Origin of the sequence: Tepidamorphus sp. 3E244 (assembly GCF_046159835.1) — a bacterium.
Classification (GTDB): domain Bacteria; phylum Pseudomonadota; class Alphaproteobacteria; order Rhizobiales; family Tepidamorphaceae; genus JACKJK01.
Genome location: NZ_JBJXCY010000002.1, coordinates 558,692 through 577,453 on the forward strand (window position 1 = coordinate 558,692; position 18,762 = coordinate 577,453).

Consider the following 18,762-nt stretch of genomic DNA (forward strand, 5'->3'; position numbering starts at 1 on the left):
ACGCGCTCGCGTGCCGGCTAGCCCGCCACGAGGTCGCGGCTGGCCCCGCTGCGCCCGCGCTGCAGGCGGTGAACGCGCGGTGCCGCGACGATCCGGCCTTCCTTGACGAAGGCTTCGTGATTGACCTCGATCTCGTCGGGCTCGTAGCGGTAGTTGACCATGATGCCGAGGCTCTGCTGCACACCGCGTGCGCTCGGGTCGGCGGCCCAGTTGACGCGCTCGAGGATCGCGCCGTTGCCCAGGTGGAAGCGCGCCACCGGGTCGTAGGGCCTGCCCTTGCGGTCGCGCGCATTGAGGAAGTAGGAGGCCGCCAGCTGGGTCAGCACCTGCTCGTCCTCGCCCGCCGGCAACTCGGCCGCTTCCGCGTGGGCGAAGGCGCGCGTCACTGCCTCGCGTTCCACATCGTTCAGCGCGGACGCCTCGCCCTCTGGCAGTTCGCCCATCTGCTGGTTGAGCCACTTCACGAACCCCGGAACCGGCGACAGCGTCACATAGGTCTTCAGGTTCGGCAGTTCGCGGCTCAGTTCCTCCACCACCTGCTTGATGAGGAAGCTACCGAAGGAAACCCCGGCAAGCCCGCTCTGGCAGTTGGAGATGGAATAGAACGTCGCCGTCGTCGCCTTGCGCGGATCGATCGGCTCGCGCCCATCGGCGAGGATCGGCGGGATGGCGGTCGGTATGTCCGTCGTCAGCGCCACTTCCACGAAGATCAGCGGATCGTCGGAAAGACGCGGATGGAAGAAGGCGTAGAGCCTGCGGTCCGGCGGATCGATCCGGCGACGCAGGTCTTCCCAACCGTGAATCTCGTGAACCGCCTCGTAGCGGATGATCTTTTCAAGGATCGCCGCCGGTGTCTGCCAGTCGATGCGTCGCAGCACGAGAAACCCCCTGTTGAACCACGATCCGAACAGATGGATGAAATCGGAATTGGTCGCCGCCCAGTCCGGGTTCTCGCGCAGGCCCTTGAGAAGGTCCTTGCGCATCGAGACCAGCAGCGCGGTGCCGTTGGGGGCTAGGTTGAGCCGGCGGAAAAGCTCCTGACGGCGCGGCTCGCTGGCTTCGCTCATCTTGCGGCCAGCCCCGTCATCGGGAACTTCGAGAAAGCGTTCCGCCGCGACGCGCGCCGCCTCCAGGTCGACGCCGAAGCGGTCGGCGATGACATCGATCACCTCGGCGCGCCCGCGCGCGTCAAGTTCGGCATAGCGCTCGAAGATTTCGCGCGCGATAGCGACACCGGACGCCTCGCCGCGTTCAGAGAGCAACTGTTCGAACAGGTCGGCAAAGCTGCCCGTTTCGCCTTTCCGGTCACGGCCGGAAAAGTCGATCATCGAGCGGCCGCGCTCGGCGATGGTCGAGAGGATGTCGTTGAACAGCGTACTCAAATCGCGGGTCCCATCAGCATGGTGGGCAGCCAGGTCGCCAGTTGCGGCATCAGGCAGAGCAGCACGATGGCGAGTACCATGCAGGCTACATAGGGCAGCGATCCCAGAAGGATCGTCTTGAGTTTTATATCCGGCGCAATGCCGTTGATGACATAGAGGTTCAGCCCGACCGGCGGCGTGATGAGGCCGATCTCCATGTTGATCGTCAGCACGACGGCGAACCAGTACGGGTCGAAACCGGCCTGCGTGACAATGGGCAGCAGGATGGGTGCCGCCATCAGGATCACCGCCACCGGCGGCAGGAAGAACCCGGCCACCAGCAGGAACAGGTTGATCCACAGCATCAGCACCCAGCGGCTCACCTCCAGCGTGCCGATCCACTGCGCGATGGACTGGGTGATGAACAGGCTCGACAGCATGTAGGAGAAGACACCTGCTGCCGCGATGATGAAGAGGATCATCACGGATTCGCGCGTTGAATCCCGCAGGACGACCCACAACGCGTCGGGTGCCCAGAGCCGGTAGATTATGACCGCCACGAACACGCAGAGCAGCGCACCAACAGCGGCCGTCTCCGAAGGTGTCGCGACGCCTCCATAAAGCGCGTAGAGCACGCCCGCGATGATTGCCAGGAATGGCAGGACGCGCGGCAGGATCTCGAAGCGTTCCGACCAGGTGTAGCTTACGCGGCCAAGCGCGACGTTCGCGTCATCGCTGCGCCAGGTGCTGTAGAGCGACCACAGCATGAACAGGAACACGAGCAGGAAACCCGGGATCACCCCGGCCAGGAACAGCCGCCCGATCGAAGTCTCCGTCGCGATCCCGTAGACGATCATCGTGACAGAGGGCGGGATCAGGATGCCAAGCGTGCCGCCGGCCGCAATGGAGCCCGCAGCGACCCCGTCCGGGTAGCCGCGGCGGCGCATTTCGGGAATGCCCATCTTGCCGATCGCCGCGCAGGTGGCGGGCGACGAGCCGGACATGGCAGCAAACAGCGCACAGGCGCCGAGATTGGAGATGACGAGACCGCCCGGCACCCGCGTCAGCCAGCGGTCGAGCGCCTCGTAGAGGTCAGACCCCGCCCGTGTCGAGGCAATGGCCGCCCCCATGATGATGAACATGGGGATCGACAGCAGCGCGAAGTTGTCGAGCTTGCCGAACAGGATTTCCGGGATCAGTTCAAGCGAGCGGACACCGTCGAACACGAGCAGGAAGCCCATCGAGACGATGAGCAGGCCCATGGCAACGGAGACGCCGGAAAACAGCACGAGAATGGTGCAGACGGCGATGATCAGCGAAAGGAGAAGCGGGTCCATCTGCGGCACTCACAGCTGCGTTGAATCGTCGAGACCGAACGGCTTGTCGCGCCCATCGGCAAGCGCAAGCATGTCGGCCAGGTATTGCAGGAACAGGAGTCCGAACCCGACGGGCATCGCCAAGTAGGGAATCCAGAGCCGCACGCCCCAAACGGTGTCCGAGCGCCAGCCCCGGCTCCACGCCACGTACCAGAACTCGATCCCGTAGAAGAGGATCACCCCGCACACGATCAGCACCAGCACGCAGACGAACCACGCCAGTCCCTTGCGGGCGCCCGGCGAGAGCAGCATCGGCACCAGGTCCACGTTCACGTGGCCCCGAAGTTTCTGGACATAGGGAAGGCCGATCAGCGTCGCGGCGACCATCAGGTAGATGACCATTTCGGTCTGCCAGACGGTTGACTGGTTCAGCAGGAAGCGGACCCAGATCATCTGGCAGGTGATGGCGACCGCCATCACGATCATGCCGGCGGCAACGAAACCCGCCAGCGTGGAGAGACGGTCCATCGTGCGCACGAACGCGCCGATTGCCGTGGAATATTGGTGTTCGGCCATGTTCGCCGTGTCCGCGCCCGAAGCGTGAGAAGGAAACTCCCGCGCGGCTTGTCCGCGCGGGAGGATTGGGTCGTGTCAGGCGCGGGTCACTCGACCGCGAGCGCCTTGTCGAGCAGTTCCTGGCCGCCGTCGACGTTCTCGGCGAAGTTCTTGTAGGAGCTGTTCTTGGCGATCTCGCGCCAGGCGTTGAACTCGTCCTGCGTCATGTTGGCGATCTCGACACCGTTGTCCTTGAACACCTTCACGGACGCCGCGTCCTCGGACTTCGCCTCTTCGAGGTAGAAATCCTGAGCCATCTTGGCACCTTCCATCAGGGCCTTCTGCTGCTCTTCGTTGAGGGACTCGAACTTCGACTTGTTCATCAGCAGCGGCTGGTACATGAACCACAGCGCGACGTCGCCGGCCGGGGTGTAGCACTTCACCTGCTCGTAGATGCGGTAGCTGACGAAGCTGGAAGACGACGTGTTGGCCGCCTGCAAAACGCCGGTCTGCATGGCGTTGTAGATTTCAGACGACGCCATCGATGCGATCGAGGCACCGGCTTCCGCAAGCATCTGCTCGAACGCCTTGCCGGCTGCGCGGGTCTGAAGGCCCTGCACGTCTTCCGGTTTGGTGATGCACTTGTCCTTGCCCGCGAAACCGCCGGCCAGGTAGCCGTGCACGAGAACCATGACGTCATCTTCCGCCATGATGCTCTCGATCTCTTCCATGAACGGGGACTCGTTCAGGCGCGCGGCATGATCGTGGTTCTTCACCAGCCCCGGCATCAGGGTCAGGTTGTACTGCGGGCGCTGGCCGCCGGCGTAGGACAGCGGGAAGATCGTCATGTCGAGCTGGCCGCGTGACAGCGGCTTGTACTGCTCGCGCGGCTTGAACAGCGACTTCGACGGGAAAATCTGGATTTCGAGATCGACGCCCGCGTCCTTGACGTGGTTGGCGACCATTTCCGCCACCTTGTGGCGCACGTCGGACGGCGACCACTGGTGCGACAGGCGCAGGGTTTCCGCAGACGCCGTCGTGGCGATGCAGGCTGCCGCGCCGGCGGCGAGCAGAAGTTTGAATTTACCGAGCATGGATTTCCTCCCAGGTGACCCGTTTCGGGCCGGTTGCTGAATTTGGCCGGTCGTTACCGGCATGAATTGACCGCTTTTCGGCCTTGGCCCGCATAAGAACGCCCGATTGCATCCGCGTCAAGAAAGATTGTATACAATCCTCATGTCCGATGTCGTCTCCACAGATCTGAACAAGACAGCGCCCGGGCGTGCGGCCCGCCCGGTGCGGCGCGCCAACACGCTGCGTGACGCCATTGCGCAGGACATCGCAACCGGCGCCTTTGCACCCGGCGAGCGTCTGGACGAAGTTGCGCTGGCCAACCGCTTCGGTGTCTCCCGCACGCCGATCCGCGAAGCACTGATGCAGCTGGGAACAATGGGCCTGGTGGAGATGCGGCCCCACCGCGGGGCCTTCGTGCGCAAGATCGGCATCGCCGAACTGGTCGAGATGATCGAGGTGATGGCGGAACTGGAAGGCATGTGTGCACGCCTCGCCGCGCGGCGCATGTCAGCCGCCGAGATCGACGCGCTGGAACAGATCCACCTCGACTGCGCCAAGGCCGCCGAGACCGGTGACCCGGACGCCTACTATTACGAGAACGAGCGCTTCCACCGTGCACTCTATGCCGGCGGACACAATGCCTTCCTGACGGAGGAAGCCGGTCGCCTCCACGAGCGGACCAAGGTCTATCGTCGGCTGCAGCTTCGCGTACGCGGGCGCATCGACAATTCCTTCACCGAGCACGCCGCCGTGGTGGATGCGATCCGGGCCGGCGACCAGCAAGCCTCGGAACGCGCCGCGCGCGAGCACGTCCTCATCCAGGGCGAACGCTTCAACGATTTCGTCGCCAGCCTCGACGACAACAGCTGACCGGGTTCAGGCGGCAGGTCGGACCGAGTGCAATCCCGGCAGACCGGACAAGTCATCGCTGACGTCGCCCCTCTCGCAGTCATAGTCTTCGATGAGCGTCTTCAGGTGCGCGCAAACCGCCGCGCGCCGCTCCACCCGGCCGGGGTGGCTGCGAACGAGAGAACCAAGCCCCGTCCCCTCCGAATGTTTCGTCACGCGGTCGATTAGGTCGATGAAGGCCAGGGGATCGGCGTTCGCCGCAACCATCAATTCGGCGCTCCGCATGTCGGCTTCTGTCTCGAAGCCGCGCGCATAAGACAGCGTCGAGAAGGCGACGGCCGTGCCTGCGAGGCTCTCGACGATCTGGCCGGCATCGCCGCCGATGACCCCGAGCATGAACCAGACGCCTGCCAGCCGGTAGATCTGTTGCAGGGAATGACGCTTCTCGACATGGGCGATCTCATGGGCGAGCACGCCAGCCAGTTCCCCATCGTGCTTCGAGCGCGCGACCAGTTGATCCGTCATGACGATCGAGCCGCCCGGCAGCGCGATGGCATTCGCGCCAATCCGTCCGCCATCGCGGAAGTGCAGCCTGAGCGGCACGGCATCGAACCCGGAGTCCTGAACAAGCTCATCGAAGCGCGCCGTCAGCCGCGCCTGCGTTTCCTCGTCAAGCTTGGTCGGTTGCATCGTGGCGCGTTCCAGCGTCGCCAGAACGCCGGCATCCATCGCCGTCATCACGTTGAGCGGCGTCAGGTGCGCCCCGACATAGGCCAGCGCCGGCGTGCCGTAGCGAAACACGCCGATGATGAGGAGCACCGTCAGGACCGCGATGATGCCGCTCTTGACCAGAGAACTCTCGGTTCGCAGCAGCCAGCCCGAAAAGCCGCCCGAACCGCCGAGCAGTGCGTCGACGGCATCATCGTCGCGGGTGTGGAACACGTTGGCATCGGTAAAGCTGATCGCGCGCACCACGCCCGGAAGGCGCTCGCTGGTCCGGGCAATCTGCAAGCCGTTGAAGATATCGCCCGCCTCGGTTGTGACGGTGTAACGGCCCTCCCCCGTACCATCTCGCTCCAGCGTAGCCGGTTGGCTGGTTGCGGTTCCCGGCCGGAAGAAGTTTCCGCTGATGCTGGTCATGCTTCCTCTTCCAGCCTCACAGGCCGAAATCGATTCCCCCGATATCGAGGTACTCGGCTGCGGCCGCCGGTCCGGCATCGGCGCGAACGTCGACGAACTGGGCAAGCGATTCCGGACCATCAAGCGCGGTGTTGGCTGCAAGGTAGCGCCAGTGGCGGATCATCGCCCAGGGGCGCGCCATGCCGATAGTCGCGATGGTCGCCAGGAAATTACTCGCGATGATCCAGGTGTAGCGCCACCGCGAGAGCGACGAGAGCAACTGCACCTCTTCACCGAGCGCGGTATGGTTATAGGCGATGTTGCGCACGCCGGAGGTGTAGAAGAACACCACAAGTACCGATGTCAGGTAAAATGCAGACACCGCGCTCATCGCCAGAGACAGGTTCATGGCCTGCCCGGCACTGACGCGCGCCAGGTCCGGGTTGAGCGCTCCAATCAGTCCGGTCACGTTTGCCACGGTGCCAAGCACCAACCCCACGACTGCCAGGCCCACACCGGCAACGATGTAGAACAGAACGCTGCTGCCGAGATTGCCGTAGAACGGACCGATCGGCGCCTGGAACCGGAATGGCTCCGTCCCGTAGCGCAGGTTATTGGCGATGTAGCGCACACGCATCCGGCTCATGAAGGGCAGCAGAAGTCCGGCCGTCAGGCCGACCGCAACGGGCATCAGCAGGAATATGCCGAACGCTTTCCAGTAGCTGCCCCTGAAATTGAACCGCACGTTGCGATAGCTCGTCATCCGCGCGTTGAAGGCGATGGCCTTGTTGATGATCCACGGCAGCGCGGTGAGATAGGCAAGCAGGATGACCGGTCCGAGCCAGAGCACCGCCGGCGCCACGAAGTTCACCAGTTGCAGGACGCCGATGGCGACCACGACGATGATGCGGCCAATGAGGATCTGCACGGGGCGTGCGTGATAATCGAAGCTGTGCCCGTCGAGATGCGTATTGCCGTAGAAATACCGCAAATACCTGACTTTCGCCCAGGCCGTGTAGATTCCGATGGTGAGAACCGAAAGGAACAGGTTGACGATCCAGATGCCGAAATAGTCTTTCGACGATCCTGTGAAGGAGAATTCGTGCCTGGTCGCCAAGTCATTGCCCCCGCAATTGCGCCCATATCTTTAAGCGGCGTAATAGCGACAGCACGATTACGGAAAGTCAACCGTAGGTTGTTGACGCGTTGGCAGGATCAGGGTCCGCGCCAGTCGATCTGGCAGATTTCCGCCGATCGCCCGTCCAGATTCCAGACACGCCCAAAGTCGCGCACCTTGCCCTTGAGGCTTTTGGCGATGGTGACGTCGGGACCCATCCAGTATTGGGTGTTGGTCACCTTGACCTGCGCATCCGGGTTGGCCCCGGCAATCGGCTGGATGGCACCGAGGATGTGCTTGCCGGCGCTGACGTGGCGCACGTCGCCATCGGTGTGGAACTCCACCTGCTCGCGCCGCGAGCCGAGATAGGTCCCGACCAGCATCCGGAACAGGCCGGTGGTGCCGCGCGCACGGCCGGAGAAGATCTGTTCAAGGGCGGCAAACTGTGCGCCGGTCGCGCGCTCGTCGATATATCCGGCAACCGTCCAGTTGCCCTCGCTCATGCGGCCGGGAATGTCGAGCATCATCGCGATGGCGAGGCCCGACAGCGAGGTATCGCCCCAGTGGCCGTCATCGATTCGCACGGCCAGCCAGGCCTGGCAGTAGCCGTAGGTCGGCGGGTGGTCGCCAAGCGAAACAACACAGGGGCAGAAGATCTCGCAATTGCAGTTGAGGGCCAGTTCGCCCCGAATGTTCCACTCCGGAATGTTCATCGCCGTCCCTCAGATCATCGAAATCGCAAGCCCGCCCGCGGGCCAAAGCCCCGCCGCGACACTCGCGATCACTAGCACACCAGCACCGGCAAGTATCAATCCGGCGTGGCGTGACAAGGTTGCAGCGCCGGGCACGATTTTCTCGGCGACGAAATAGACCGTGAGCAGGGCCATCCACACCACGTTCATCGCACCGAAGACGAACATCAGCCCCATCATGGCGATGCAGCACCCGACGCAGTGCACCCCGTGGCGAAGCCCGAGATCGAGCGCGCCGCGCGCACCCTCGCGCCAGCGCGCGATAAAGAACGTCATCGGGTTGCGGCAGCGCGTGAGGCACGCCTGCTTGAGATTGGTGAGTTCATAGAGACCTGCCGCCAGCAGCAGGAATCCGGCACCCAGCGGTCCGGCGAGCGTGCCGCCCTGCCCGAACACGCCGCTGCGGCCAAGCACGATCTGCGCAGCCGCGAAGCCGAGCGACACGAGCGACCAGACGATGACATAGCCGGCAACGAAGGATGCCGTGCGCAGGCCCGCGCTGTCCGTTTCCGGATCGCGGGCGACGAGCGAAGCGTACATGGAAACAGCGGGAGCGGCAGCCGGCAGCATCATGGCGGCCATCATGACCATCCACATGCCAGCATGTTCGGCCACGTGGAGCGGCGTCAGCCCCAGACAGGTCTCGGCGCCGTGGACGCCATGCCCGTTCATCCAGGCGATCAGCGCAAGCCACAGGCCCGATGCGCCGAGCAGCACCAAGGCACTGGCAACGACACGTTGCTGGTCAGGCTTCGTGATGGCGAAGCGGGTTTGCATGCACCGGTCCCTGGTTGATTGAAGTAGGGACTGTCCGGTGCATGCAGGTTCTCGTCAAGACGCCGAAGCGCCTGTCGCGACTGGCTATTCAGGCAGCGCGATTGCGCTTTGAAGCGCGGGTCTTGGCATTGGCATTGGCTGCGTTGGCGGGTTCGCCAGCGGCCGCCATGGCGACACCGGTCACTTCGACGCTGCCAAGATTGGTGCTCGGCACGTCAGAGGACGCGAAGCCGAAAAGCTGCAAGAGCGAATAGATGATGCCGATCACGATGAGGCCGGTCATGCCCCAGAAGAAGACAGCGGTCATGTAGAAGGCAATGCCGTAGGTCGGTTCCATAATCAGGTTCTCCACGACCCGCGATTGTCGGCTGCACGGGTCCCGAAAGCGGGAGCAGCGCAGACGGACACGGCGTATGGGACGTGGTGGCTGACTGGCAGGGTAGTCCCTGAAGCAGTTGCGGCGTCTTGGCGTCGGCCGGCTGTCGCGAGGCGGGTCGAACCTCTCGCGTGGATGGACAGATATGCGCGATCCGACCCCACGGCAAGCGGATTTTTTCGTCGAACTGGAAATAGTGACAAGTCATTGAAAACAGCAGGGAAATTCAAACCCGCGAGTGGCTGATTTCCGCCATTTTTCAGCCATGGATCTGCCCGTGGTTTTGCACCGGAAAAACCGCCCTTGAATGCGGTGAGCCGCATCGGATCGAGATCAAGGCGACCTCAGGCGCGCCGTGCTCATGTCCGGCATGACTTGACTGCGCGCCGCGCGGGTTTCATCACGATCCCAACAACCGGAGCCGAGACACCATGGACGCCGTCACCGCTGCCCAGAAATCCGTGCCCGCCGAACTCCCGAAGGGCGTTCTGGCGCTCACCGTCACCGACGTGACGCACTACACGGACCGCCTGTTCCACTTCACCACGACGCGCCCGGCCTCGTTCCGCTTCCGCTCGGGCGAGTTCGTGATGATCGGGCTGCCGGGTGGGGAGAAGCCCGTCTACCGCGCCTACTCCATCGCCTCGCCCAACTGGGCCGACGATCTGGAATTTTTCTCCATCAAGGTGCCCGATGGCCCGCTGACCTCGCGGCTTCAACACGTGAAGCCCGGCGACACGATCTACATGCGCGAGAAGTCGACCGGCACGCTCGTCCACGATGCGCTATTGCCAGGCAAGCGGCTCTACATGTTCTCGACCGGCACCGGCATCGCGCCCTTCGCCAGCCTGATCCGCGATCCCGAGACCTACGCCAAGTTTGACCAGGTGATCCTCACGCACACCTGCCGCGAGGTGGCGGAGCTGAAATACGGGCTGGACCTCGTTGCCTCGATCCGCGCCGACGAGATGCTGAACGAGCTGTTCGATACCTCCAAGCTGCTGCACTACACGTCCACGACGCGCGAGACCTACGCATTCTCGGGACGCATCACCGACCTCATCACGTCCGGCAAGCTGTTCGCCGATCTCGGCCTGCCGCCGCTCAACCCAGCCGAGGATCGCGGCATGATCTGCGGCTCGATGGACATGCTGAAGGACATAAAGGCACTGCTGGAGGCAGCGGGCCTCAACGAGGGCGCGAACAACAAGCCGGGTGAATTCGTGATCGAGCGCGCCTTCGTCGGCTGACGGTCAGCCGATCACGGGCAACTGTTCGGCTGCGCGGCGCGTCAGCCATTCCGCGCCATTCTCCCGGATGACGATGTTTTCCTCGTGCACCTGGATGATGCCCGGCGACACTTCCAGCCCCGGCTCCAGCGTCAGCACCATGCCCGGTTCGAGCACCGTGTGGTCGGCCGGGATCAGGGAGGGCCACTCCGTCAACCGCATCCCGAGACCGTGACCGAGCCGGCCTCCGCCACCGTCGCCACCCGCCACCGATATGACTGCGTCCATCGCGTGATAGATCGAGGCAGCTGTCTCGCCGGGCCGGGCGGCTGCAAAGCCTGCTTCCGTGGCACCGAAGAGCACGTCATATGCGCTGGAGGCGGCTTCGCTCGCGTGCGCAATCGCCCAGTTGCGGTCGAAGTCGCAGAAGTACCCGTCGAAGACCGCGCCGGTATCGAGCATCAGCACGTCACCGGCCATCAGCGGCTGGTCCCCGGCGGGCGATATCACGTCGCCATACCCGTCCAGCCCGGCACCACCGGCGAGGTAGGGAACCCAGTCCGCGCCCTTCTCCAGCAGTGCCATCTGGAAGCGCCGGAAGATGGTCGAGAGCGGCACCCCTTCGTGGGCAAATTCACTGACCATGTCGAAGGCCGCCGACCCGATCGCGCAAGCCGCGCGGATCTTGTCGATCTCGGCCTCCGACTTCACGCACTGCAGGGCGCGAAGCAGCGGCGCGGCATCGGTGAAGGTCATGCGCGGCAGGCTGTCTCGAACACGAAAGAAATCGGCGAGCGGCATCCGCAGATGCGTCTCCAACCCCATCGGCAAACCGATGCAGCCTTTCTCTCCGGCCAAGGACAACAACGTGTCGCCAAGCAGCGACACCCCGTCGTCCGCCATGTCGGGGGCAGCCCAGGTGCGGATGTCCTCGACCCACGTCGTCCCCATCAGGTGCGCACCGATCTGGGGAATGACGGCGACGGGCTTGCCGCTCAGCGGAACGATCACGAACCAGGGCCGTGTCGGGCTTTCCCAGAAGCGGGTGAGGAAGCCGGTGAAGTAGCGCACGTCCGGCTCGCTGGTCAGCAGCAAGGCGTCGAACCCGGCTTCGTCCATCAACTTCTGCGCGCGCGAAAGCCGGTGCTCGAACTCCCCTTGCGCAAAGCCGCGTGCCGCGTCCATCAGCCTTCAGGCCCTTCGCTGAGATAGCAAAGCACGCGCGAATGCGCGTCGATGCCGAGCCGGTTCTTGGTGTTGTCATCCATGGCCAGCAGCGCCGCGATGCCAGCAGCACCCGAGGGCGAGGACTCAAGTTCGACGTCTGCAAGGAAGGGAAGCGCCGACTTGGCTTCATCGTCGCTGATGAGGGCGAAATAGTCGGCATCACGCGACAGCCCCGCGAGCGCGACAATGGAAGGCTCCTTGCAATCGAGCCGACCCATGCTGGAAACCGGACCATCGGCATGGACAGGCCGTCCGGCGCGGATGCTGGCATGCAGTGCGGGGGCCGCTTCCGGCTCGACCACCACGATCACCGGGTCGTCCCCCCACACCTTGCGCGCGTGGGCGGCACCAGCTGCCGCCAGCCCGCCGACGCCGGCCTGCAGAAAGATGTGGGTCGGTGCCGTACCAATGGAATCGACCTGCGCGGCGGCCTCGTCAGCCATCGCGAGGTAACCTTCCATGATGAGGAACGGGATCTCGGTGTAGCCGGGCCAGGAGCTGTCGGAGATCAGCGTCCAGCCGTTGTCGTTGGCAGCCTTGCCGGCCGCATTGACGCTCGCCTCGTAGTCAGCCCCCTCACGAACCACATCGGCACCCTTGGCGCGCAGTCTTTCCGCAAAGGCTTCCGGAACCGTGTCGGCCAGATAGATGACCGCCCGCGCACCGAAAACGGCCGCGCCAGCAGCAACCGACAAGCCGTGGTTGCCGGCACTCGCGGCGACATAAGTCTGCCCTTCCAGTGCATTGCCCGGCACCTCCAGCCGGCCGCCGGCGCGCACTTCGGCTTCGCGGGCGATGACATACGCCGCACCCAGCGCCTTGAAGCTGCCGAGCCCCATCCGCGTGCGTTCGTCCTTGACGAAGACGCACTCGACGCCGGCTCGCTCGGCAAGCTCGTGCGGCGCATCGAGCGGCGTGAAATGCGCGCGCGGACACCGGCCCAGCAGGACCGACACACGGGCATTGTTGGTACTCGGAATTTCCTGCGCTTCGCCGGCGGCAGCCGCGAGCCCTGACCCACGAAACGGGTTTGTCAGAATCTGCAACCCTGTCCCCTTCCCCCGAAAAGGACGAACCCCGCGTCAGGACGCCTGGTTCGGGATGAATATGAAGTTGTTCACGTAGCCTTTTGCATTCCAGAAAGCCGGCCCCTGCTCAACCTGGTGCAACTTTGGCTCGAACTCCGAAGTCTTGCACGTTCCGCCACGATAGTAAAAGTGGCCATCGTACTTGTATTCACACATCAATTCGAAAAGGTCCGCCACGCGTCCGTTGACGAGATGCCGCTGTTCGCACTCCACGACAATGACGGGCCGGTCGCGCCGGATGGTGGCCGCCCCCCCGCGCAGCACGGCAAGTTCGTGGCCTTCGACGTCGATCTTGATCGCACCGACCCGGCCATCGCGTTTCGCCATCTCCGCATCAATCGTCGTGATCGGTATGCGCAGGTTGCGAACCGGCTCGCTGCTGTCGAACTTGTTCTCAAGTGATGCGCCGGGCGAATGTGCCTCGTCTCCCGGCACGTGCAGTTCCGCTTCACCCGAGGTGTCGGACAGGCCCGCCGCGATGACCTCGACATTGGTGAAACCCGCCTGCGCGCAGCGTTCGCGCACGTAGTCGGCGAGAACCTTCTGGGGTTCGAAGGCAATGACGCGACCCTGCGGCACGGCGCGCGAGAAGCTCGGCAGGAAACTGCCTTTGTTGGTGCCGACATCGAGCGCGATGTCACCGGACTTCAGCCCGCTCGTCAGCGCTGCAATTTCGTGGCGCTCGTCACGCCACCTTGCCTTCAGCCCCCGGTACAGGAAGCGCCAGTGCTTCACGCCAAGTTTGAACACGCTCGAATTGTGCCTCGCCTGTCTCGTGAACCGGTGCGGATTGCCGGCTGGCAGTGCCGGCCGAAGAGGGACAGTGCCGATACTTTTCTCCGCTAAGCAAGGCATCTTCGGCGAAAAGGAGCAAGTCATGTTCCCCTTGGACAGTAGGATTCTGACCCGTTGCGGGTTACTGATATCGGTTCTGATTGCATGTCTGCGCCGTGACGCATGGCCGCTCGACCTACTGTGGGATTGACCTCACGCGGACGGACGGGACAATGAGCACCGTCACGCGCGGACCTCTAAGCCGTCACGCGCGGCCGAAAAAACGAACATCCGGGGGCGAAATGAAAATTGGCGTTGTGAAGGAAGTCATCGCGGGTGAAGACCGCGTTGCGATGACCCCTGAAAGTGCCGGGTACCTGCAGAAGCTCGGCTATGACTGCTTGATCCAGAGTGGCGCCGGCAAGCAAGCCGGCTTCACCGACGAGGCCTATCGCGAGGCTGGCGTCGAAGTGGTGAAAACCGCGAACGAGCTCTGGAAACAGGCCGATATCGTCGCCAAGGTCCGCCCGCCCGAACCTGCCGAGCTGAAGAAGCTGCGCAAGGGCCTGACGCTCATCTCCTTCTTCAATCCCGGCGGGAACGAAGAGGGCATGGAAGCCGCCAAGGCATCGGGCGCCAACGTCATCGCCATGGAAATGGTGCCGCGCATCTCCCGTGCGCAGAAGATGGACGCGCTCTCCTCGATGGCCAACATCGCCGGCTACCGCGCCGTGATCGAGGCCGGCAACAACTTCGGTCGCTTCTTCACCGGCCAGGTGACGGCCGCCGGCAAGGTGCCGCCCGCCAAGGTCCTGGTCGTCGGCGCCGGTGTCGCCGGTCTTGCCGCCATCGGCACGTCTACCAGCCTCGGCGCGATCACCTACGCCTTCGACGTGCGCCCGGAAGTGGCCGAGCAGGTCGAATCGATGGGTGCCGAGTTCGTCTATCTCGACTTCGAGGAAGAGCAGCAGGACGGCGCGGCCACCGGCGGCTATGCCTCCGTGTCCAGCCCCGAGTTCCGCGAGGCCCAGCTCGCCAAGTTCCGCGAACTTGCCCCGGAGATTGACATCGTCATCACCACGGCCCTCATTCCCAACCGGGAAGCCCCGGAGCTGTGGACCAAGGACATGGTCAAGGCCATGAAGCGCGGCTCGGTGATCGTCGACCTGGCAGCTGAGAAGGGTGGCAACTGCAAGCTGACCGTCAAGGACGAGAAGATCGTCACCGACAACGGCGTGACCATCGTCGGCTACACCGACTTCCCCTCGCGCATGGCAACGCAGTCCTCCGCGCTCTATTCGAACAACATCCGTCACATGATGACGGACCTGACGCCGGAGAAGGATGGCAACGTCGTCCACAACATGGACGATGACGTCATTCGCGGCGCGACCGTGACCTACCAGGGCGAGATCACCTTCCCGCCTCCGCCTCCGAAAGTGAAGGCGATTGCCGCCAAGCCGAAGGAGAAGGTCAAGGAGCTGACGCCGGAAGAAAAGCGCGCGGCCGAAACCGCCGCGTTCCAGGCCCAGACCAAGCAGCAGGCGATCCTGCTCGCCGTCGGTGGTGGCCTGATGCTGCTCGCCGGTCTCTACACACCGGCAAGCTTCATGCAGCACTTCATCGTGTTCGTGCTGTCTGTCTTCGTCGGTTTCCAGGTCATCTGGAATGTCAGCCACTCGCTGCACACCCCGCTGATGGCCGTCACCAATGCGATTTCCTCCATCATCATTCTCGGCGCGCTCATGCAGATCGGCTCCGGCTCGATCCTCGTCATCGTGCTCGCCGCGCTGTCGGTCTTCATGGCCGGCATCAACATCTTCGGTGGCTTCCTCGTGACCCGGCGCATGCTCGCCATGTTCCAGAAGTCGTAAGGGAGTCGAGGCAATGGAATTCGGATTCACCACTGCCGCATACGTCGTTGCGGCTGTTCTCTTCATTCTTTCTTTGGGCGGCCTGTCCGGCCAGGAAAGCGCAAAGCGCGCCGTGTGGTACGGCATCGTCGGCATGGCGCTGGCTGTTGCGGCCACCCTCATTGGTCCCGGCTCCGGCCTGTGGATCCTGTCGGTGGTCCTCATCACCGCCGGCGGCATCATCGGCTACTACGTGGCCAAACGCGTCCAGATGACCGAGATGCCGCAACTTGTCGCGGCCATGCACTCGCTTGTCGGCCTGGCCGCCGTCTTCGTCGGCTACAACGCACACATCGAGCTGGGCCGCGTGCTGGCGATGGACCCGGTGGCGCGCGAGAGCCTGCACGGCTTCGCCGAGCTTCTCGCACGCAAGACTGCGGTCGAGCACAACATCCTGCGCATCGAGCTTTTCCTCGGCGTATTCATCGGCGCCATCACCTTCACCGGCTCGATCATCGCCTATGGCAAGCTGGCCGGGAAGGTCTCCTCGGCGGCCATCAAGCTGCCGGGCGGCCACGCGCTGAATGCCGGTGCGGCGGCGATCTCGGTCGCCTGCCTCGTTTGGTACTTCATGTCCGGCGGCCTGTTGCCGCTCATCATCATGACACTGGCCGCACTGTTCATCGGCTACCACCTCATCATGGGCATCGGCGGTGCCGACATGCCGGTCGTCGTCTCGATGCTCAACTCGTATTCGGGCTGGGCGGCGGCGGCCATCGGCTTCAGCCTCGGCAATGACCTGCTGATCGTGACCGGCGCGCTCGTCGGCTCCTCGGGCGCCATCCTCAGCTACATCATGTGCAAGGCCATGAACCGCAGCTTCGTCTCGGTCATACTTGGCGGCTTCGGCGAGGCCGGCGGCCCGGCCATGGAGATCGAGGGCGAGCAGGTCGCCATCGACGCCGAGGGCGTGGCCAGCGCGCTCGACGAAGCCGACAGCGTCGTTATCGTGCCGGGCTACGGCATGGCGGTGGCGCAGGCCCAGCAGAACGTGGCCGAACTGACCCGCCGCCTGCGCGCCAAGGGCAAGGAAGTCCGCTTCGCGATCCACCCGGTCGCGGGCCGTCTCCCGGGCCACATGAACGTGCTGCTGGCCGAGGCCAAGGTGCCCTACGACATCGTTCTGGAGATGGATGAGATCAACGACGACTTCCCCGATACCGACGTCGTCATCGTCATTGGCTCCAACGACATCGTGAACCCGTCCGCACAGGACGATCCGAACTCGCCCATCGCCGGCATGCCGGTGCTGGAAGTCTGGAAGGCGAAGCAGGTCTTCGTGTCCAAGCGCGGTCAGGGCGCCGGTTATTCCGGCATCGAGAACCCGCTCTTCTTCAAGGACAACACGCGCATGTTCTACGGCGACGCCAAGGCCTCGCTGGAAACGCTGCTGTCGATCCTGAAGTAGTCGTCTCGAGAAGAAATCAGCGCCGCCGGGGACCCTTCCGGCGGCGTTTTCTATTGCGTCGCGCGAACCGCCTCGATCAGTGCCGCGAAGCGGTCGGCGGCAACGTCCAGGTCCGCGGAGTTTTCGATCCGGTACACCCGTTCCTCGCCAATGCCGAGCGGCACGTCCCGCTTCAGCCTGCGCGAAACGTCCTCCGCGCTCTCGCGACCGCGCGCCGCCAGCCGGCCTGCCAGTACCGACGCGTCGCACGTCACGTTGACAGCGATCAGCCGGGGAAAGCGGTCCAGCGCGTCGGCCAGCACGCTGCGCGAGAGATTGGCGACAACGATCAGGCCATCCTCAACCCACGTCCGCGTCTCTGCCGGAATGCCGTAGGCAAGATCATGCGCCCGCCACCACAGGACGAGCGCACCGCTCGCCTGCGCGGCGTCGAACGCCTCCGCCGATACCGGCTGATGGTCCTCGCCTCCAGCACCTGCCGGGCGGGTAATGAGGCGGCGCACGAACCGCACGTCCGACACATCGCGCGTGGCGCGAACCTTGTCGAGGATCGAGTCCTTGCCCGCACCGCTTGGGCCGACGACTGCAATGAACGCGCCGCGGCCAGGCGGCAGACATGCTGCAACCGACGTTGCGTCTGGTCTGTCGGCGTCCATCAGGCGACGCGTTCGCCGCGACGCCACACGGCCCGCACGACAGGCACCTCGCCGGACATGGAGACGCGCACGAGATCGCCGCGCTTGCCCGGCGCGATCTCGCCGCGATCGTCCAGCCCGACAGAGTTGGCCGGGTTGCGGGTGACAAGCGAAATCGCCCTGGGCAGATCGAAGTTCTCGCTGCGCTGGGGCAGCAGCATGGCCGAGTGCAGCAACGAGAACGGTATGTAGTCCGACGACAGGATGTCGAGGCGGCCGGCATCCGCCAGTTCGCCTGCCGATACGTTGCCGGAATGCGACCCGCCGCGCACGAGGTTTGGCGCACCCATCAGGATTGCCAGACCATGCATCTGGGCTGCGGCTGCGGCCTCTTGCGTCGTCGGAAATTCGGCGATGCAGACGCCGTCCTGCGCGGCCTCCGCCACGTGGTCGGAGGTGGCATCGTCGTGGCTCGCCATGGCGATGTTGGCCGCCTTGCAGCGGTCGATCACGGCGCGGCGATTGTCATTGGCGTAGAGGTTGAAGGCCTCCAGCCGGCTTTCGATGTAGCGGTCCATTTCCGCATCCGACATGCCCGACTTGCCCTGGTAGTACTCGCGGTACTTCTCAAGGCTCGCGAACTGGCGCTGGCCCGGCGTGTGGTCCATCACCGAGGCCAGCAGTACGTCCTCGCGCGCCGAGAGCTGGTCGAGTTCATCCGCCACCCCTTGCGCGGAAATCTCGCAGCGCAGGTGGATGAAATGCTCCGCGCGCAAGCGGCCCTCGGCGCGCGCCCTCGCGATGGCATCCGCCAATTCGCGGATATGGGCGGCGTCGAAATGCGCATCCACGTCCATGCCCACGCGCAGCGCGTCGAGAACCGTCGTGATGCCCGAGGCAGCGATCTGGGCATCGTGCGCCTGCACGGCGGCAATCGGGTTCCAGCGGACCGCCGGGCGCGGCGCATAGTGGCTTTCAAGATGATCGGTGTGCAGCTCGACAAGGCCGGGGATCAGGTAATCGCCTTCAAGGTCGATGCCGTGGCGCGTCGTACCGTCGTCAATCGACTCGATGAGACCGTCTTCCACATTGACGCTGCCTTGGATGACCTGGTCGGCCAACACGATCTTTGCATTGCTGAAAACGGTCTGCGGGGCGCTCACGGCACCACCTCCATCTTTGAGGGAATTCT

At 64.1% G+C, this 18,762-nt stretch carries 18 protein-coding genes; 4 read left to right on the top strand and 14 right to left on the bottom strand.

Annotation, left to right across the window (positions count from 1 at the left end):
• Positions 1 to 17: 17 nt before the first annotated feature.
• The 4 genes from ACKTEK_RS11505 to dctP form a co-directional block, all read right to left on the bottom strand.
• Entirely contained in the window at positions 18 to 1,382 is a 1,365-nt protein-coding gene (locus ACKTEK_RS11505; RefSeq protein ID WP_409165438.1) for a malonyl-CoA decarboxylase, read from the bottom strand.
• Positions 1,379 to 2,698 carry a TRAP transporter large permease gene (locus ACKTEK_RS11510; RefSeq protein WP_409165439.1) on the bottom strand — a complete coding sequence of 440 codons (1,320 nt, stop codon included), beginning with the start codon at positions 2,696 to 2,698 and terminating at the stop codon, positions 1,379 to 1,381. The genes ACKTEK_RS11505 and ACKTEK_RS11510 overlap by 4 nt, the downstream gene beginning before the upstream one ends.
• A gap of 9 nt (positions 2,699 to 2,707) precedes the next feature.
• The gene (locus ACKTEK_RS11515; RefSeq protein ID WP_409165440.1) at positions 2,708 to 3,253 is read right to left on the bottom strand and encodes a TRAP transporter small permease subunit; all 546 of its coding nucleotides are present in this window, start codon (positions 3,251 to 3,253) and stop codon (positions 2,708 to 2,710) included.
• Between the two features lie 86 nt (positions 3,254 to 3,339).
• Positions 3,340 to 4,326, bottom strand: a complete 987-nt coding sequence (gene dctP / locus ACKTEK_RS11520) for a TRAP transporter substrate-binding protein DctP (RefSeq protein WP_409165441.1) — start codon at positions 4,324 to 4,326, stop codon at positions 3,340 to 3,342.
• A gap of 127 nt (positions 4,327 to 4,453) precedes the next feature.
• Between dctP and ACKTEK_RS11525 the strand changes: the two genes are divergently transcribed.
• Positions 4,454 to 5,176 carry a GntR family transcriptional regulator gene (locus ACKTEK_RS11525; RefSeq protein ID WP_409165442.1) on the top strand — a complete coding sequence of 241 codons (723 nt, stop codon included), beginning with the start codon at positions 4,454 to 4,456 and terminating at the stop codon, positions 5,174 to 5,176.
• Positions 5,177 to 5,182: 6 nt separating this feature from the next.
• On the opposite strand, the gene ACKTEK_RS11530 is transcribed toward ACKTEK_RS11525, so the two are convergent.
• The 5 genes from ACKTEK_RS11530 to ACKTEK_RS11550 all read right to left on the bottom strand — a co-directional run bounded on the left by ACKTEK_RS11530 (position 5,183) and on the right by ACKTEK_RS11550 (position 9,257).
• Positions 5,183 to 6,295 carry a M48 family metallopeptidase gene (locus tag ACKTEK_RS11530; protein ID WP_409165443.1) on the bottom strand — a complete coding sequence of 371 codons (1,113 nt, stop codon included), beginning with the start codon at positions 6,293 to 6,295 and terminating at the stop codon, positions 5,183 to 5,185.
• A gap of 16 nt (positions 6,296 to 6,311) precedes the next feature.
• The gene (locus tag ACKTEK_RS11535) at positions 6,312 to 7,391 is read right to left on the bottom strand and encodes a YjgN family protein (RefSeq protein ID WP_409165444.1); all 1,080 of its coding nucleotides are present in this window, start codon (positions 7,389 to 7,391) and stop codon (positions 6,312 to 6,314) included.
• A 98-nt stretch (positions 7,392 to 7,489) separates the two neighbouring features.
• A complete protein-coding gene (locus tag ACKTEK_RS11540; protein ID WP_409165445.1) occupies positions 7,490 to 8,104 on the bottom strand; it encodes a DUF1326 domain-containing protein in 615 nt (204 codons plus the stop codon).
• Between the two features lie 9 nt (positions 8,105 to 8,113).
• Complete coding sequence (locus tag ACKTEK_RS11545) at positions 8,114 to 8,920, bottom strand: DUF2182 domain-containing protein (protein WP_409165446.1); 807 nt, start codon at positions 8,918 to 8,920, stop codon at positions 8,114 to 8,116.
• Between the two features lie 88 nt (positions 8,921 to 9,008).
• Entirely contained in the window at positions 9,009 to 9,257 is a 249-nt protein-coding gene (locus tag ACKTEK_RS11550) for a hypothetical protein (protein ID WP_409165447.1), read from the bottom strand.
• Positions 9,258 to 9,727: 470 nt separating this feature from the next.
• On the opposite strand from ACKTEK_RS11550, the gene ACKTEK_RS11555 reads away from it, so the two are divergent.
• Entirely contained in the window at positions 9,728 to 10,546 is an 819-nt protein-coding gene (locus tag ACKTEK_RS11555) for a ferredoxin--NADP reductase (protein WP_409165448.1), read from the top strand.
• 3 nt (positions 10,547 to 10,549) lie between these two features.
• Here ACKTEK_RS11555 and ACKTEK_RS11560 read toward each other — a convergent pair whose 3' ends face one another.
• From ACKTEK_RS11560 to ACKTEK_RS11570, 3 genes are read right to left on the bottom strand one after another with little or no spacing between them, the layout of a single operon-like run.
• Complete coding sequence (locus ACKTEK_RS11560; protein WP_409165449.1) at positions 10,550 to 11,710, bottom strand: M24 family metallopeptidase; 1,161 nt, start codon at positions 11,708 to 11,710, stop codon at positions 10,550 to 10,552.
• On the bottom strand, positions 11,710 to 12,798 hold the full coding sequence (locus ACKTEK_RS11565) for a diaminopropionate ammonia-lyase (RefSeq protein WP_409165450.1): 1,089 nt from the start codon (positions 12,796 to 12,798) through the stop codon (positions 11,710 to 11,712). The genes ACKTEK_RS11560 and ACKTEK_RS11565 overlap by 1 nt, the downstream gene beginning before the upstream one ends.
• Positions 12,799 to 12,834: 36 nt before the next feature.
• Positions 12,835 to 13,590, bottom strand: a complete 756-nt coding sequence (locus tag ACKTEK_RS11570) for an FkbM family methyltransferase (protein WP_409165451.1) — start codon at positions 13,588 to 13,590, stop codon at positions 12,835 to 12,837.
• Between the two features lie 326 nt (positions 13,591 to 13,916).
• On the opposite strand from ACKTEK_RS11570, the gene ACKTEK_RS11575 reads away from it, so the two are divergent.
• Positions 13,917 to 15,488, top strand: coding sequence for a Re/Si-specific NAD(P)(+) transhydrogenase subunit alpha (locus tag ACKTEK_RS11575; protein WP_409165452.1), 1,572 nt, complete (start codon positions 13,917 to 13,919; stop codon positions 15,486 to 15,488).
• 13 nt (positions 15,489 to 15,501) lie between these two features.
• Entirely contained in the window at positions 15,502 to 16,935 is a 1,434-nt protein-coding gene (locus ACKTEK_RS11580; protein ID WP_409165453.1) for an NAD(P)(+) transhydrogenase (Re/Si-specific) subunit beta, read from the top strand.
• A gap of 50 nt (positions 16,936 to 16,985) precedes the next feature.
• On the opposite strand, the gene phnN is transcribed toward ACKTEK_RS11580, so the two are convergent.
• Entirely contained in the window at positions 16,986 to 17,591 is a 606-nt protein-coding gene (gene phnN, locus ACKTEK_RS11585) for a phosphonate metabolism protein/1,5-bisphosphokinase (PRPP-forming) PhnN (protein WP_409165454.1), read from the bottom strand.
• Positions 17,591 to 18,733, bottom strand: a complete 1,143-nt coding sequence (locus tag ACKTEK_RS11590; protein ID WP_409165455.1) for an alpha-D-ribose 1-methylphosphonate 5-triphosphate diphosphatase — start codon at positions 18,731 to 18,733, stop codon at positions 17,591 to 17,593. The genes phnN and ACKTEK_RS11590 overlap by 1 nt, the downstream gene beginning before the upstream one ends.
• Between the last annotated feature and the right edge of the window lie 29 nt (positions 18,734 to 18,762).

Coding starts and splice junctions, on each gene's coding strand:
- ACKTEK_RS11515 (WP_409165440.1), bottom strand. CDS start 3,253: ATGGCCGAACACCAATATTCCACGGCAATCGGCGCGTTCGTGCGCACG.
- ACKTEK_RS11545 (WP_409165446.1), bottom strand. CDS start 8,920: ATGCAAACCCGCTTCGCCATCACGAAGCCTGACCAGCAACGTGTCGTT.
- ACKTEK_RS11580 (WP_409165453.1), top strand. CDS start 15,502: ATGGAATTCGGATTCACCACTGCCGCATACGTCGTTGCGGCTGTTCTC.
- phnN (WP_409165454.1), bottom strand. CDS start 17,591: ATGGACGCCGACAGACCAGACGCAACGTCGGTTGCAGCATGTCTGCCG.
- ACKTEK_RS11555 (WP_409165448.1), top strand. CDS start 9,728: ATGGACGCCGTCACCGCTGCCCAGAAATCCGTGCCCGCCGAACTCCCG.
- ACKTEK_RS11540 (WP_409165445.1), bottom strand. CDS start 8,104: ATGAACATTCCGGAGTGGAACATTCGGGGCGAACTGGCCCTCAACTGC.
- ACKTEK_RS11530 (WP_409165443.1), bottom strand. CDS start 6,295: ATGACCAGCATCAGCGGAAACTTCTTCCGGCCGGGAACCGCAACCAGC.
- ACKTEK_RS11575 (WP_409165452.1), top strand. CDS start 13,917: ATGAAAATTGGCGTTGTGAAGGAAGTCATCGCGGGTGAAGACCGCGTT.
- ACKTEK_RS11510 (WP_409165439.1), bottom strand. CDS start 2,698: ATGGACCCGCTTCTCCTTTCGCTGATCATCGCCGTCTGCACCATTCTC.
- ACKTEK_RS11550 (WP_409165447.1), bottom strand. CDS start 9,257: ATGGAACCGACCTACGGCATTGCCTTCTACATGACCGCTGTCTTCTTC.
- dctP (WP_409165441.1), bottom strand. CDS start 4,326: ATGCTCGGTAAATTCAAACTTCTGCTCGCCGCCGGCGCGGCAGCCTGC.
- ACKTEK_RS11560 (WP_409165449.1), bottom strand. CDS start 11,710: ATGGACGCGGCACGCGGCTTTGCGCAAGGGGAGTTCGAGCACCGGCTT.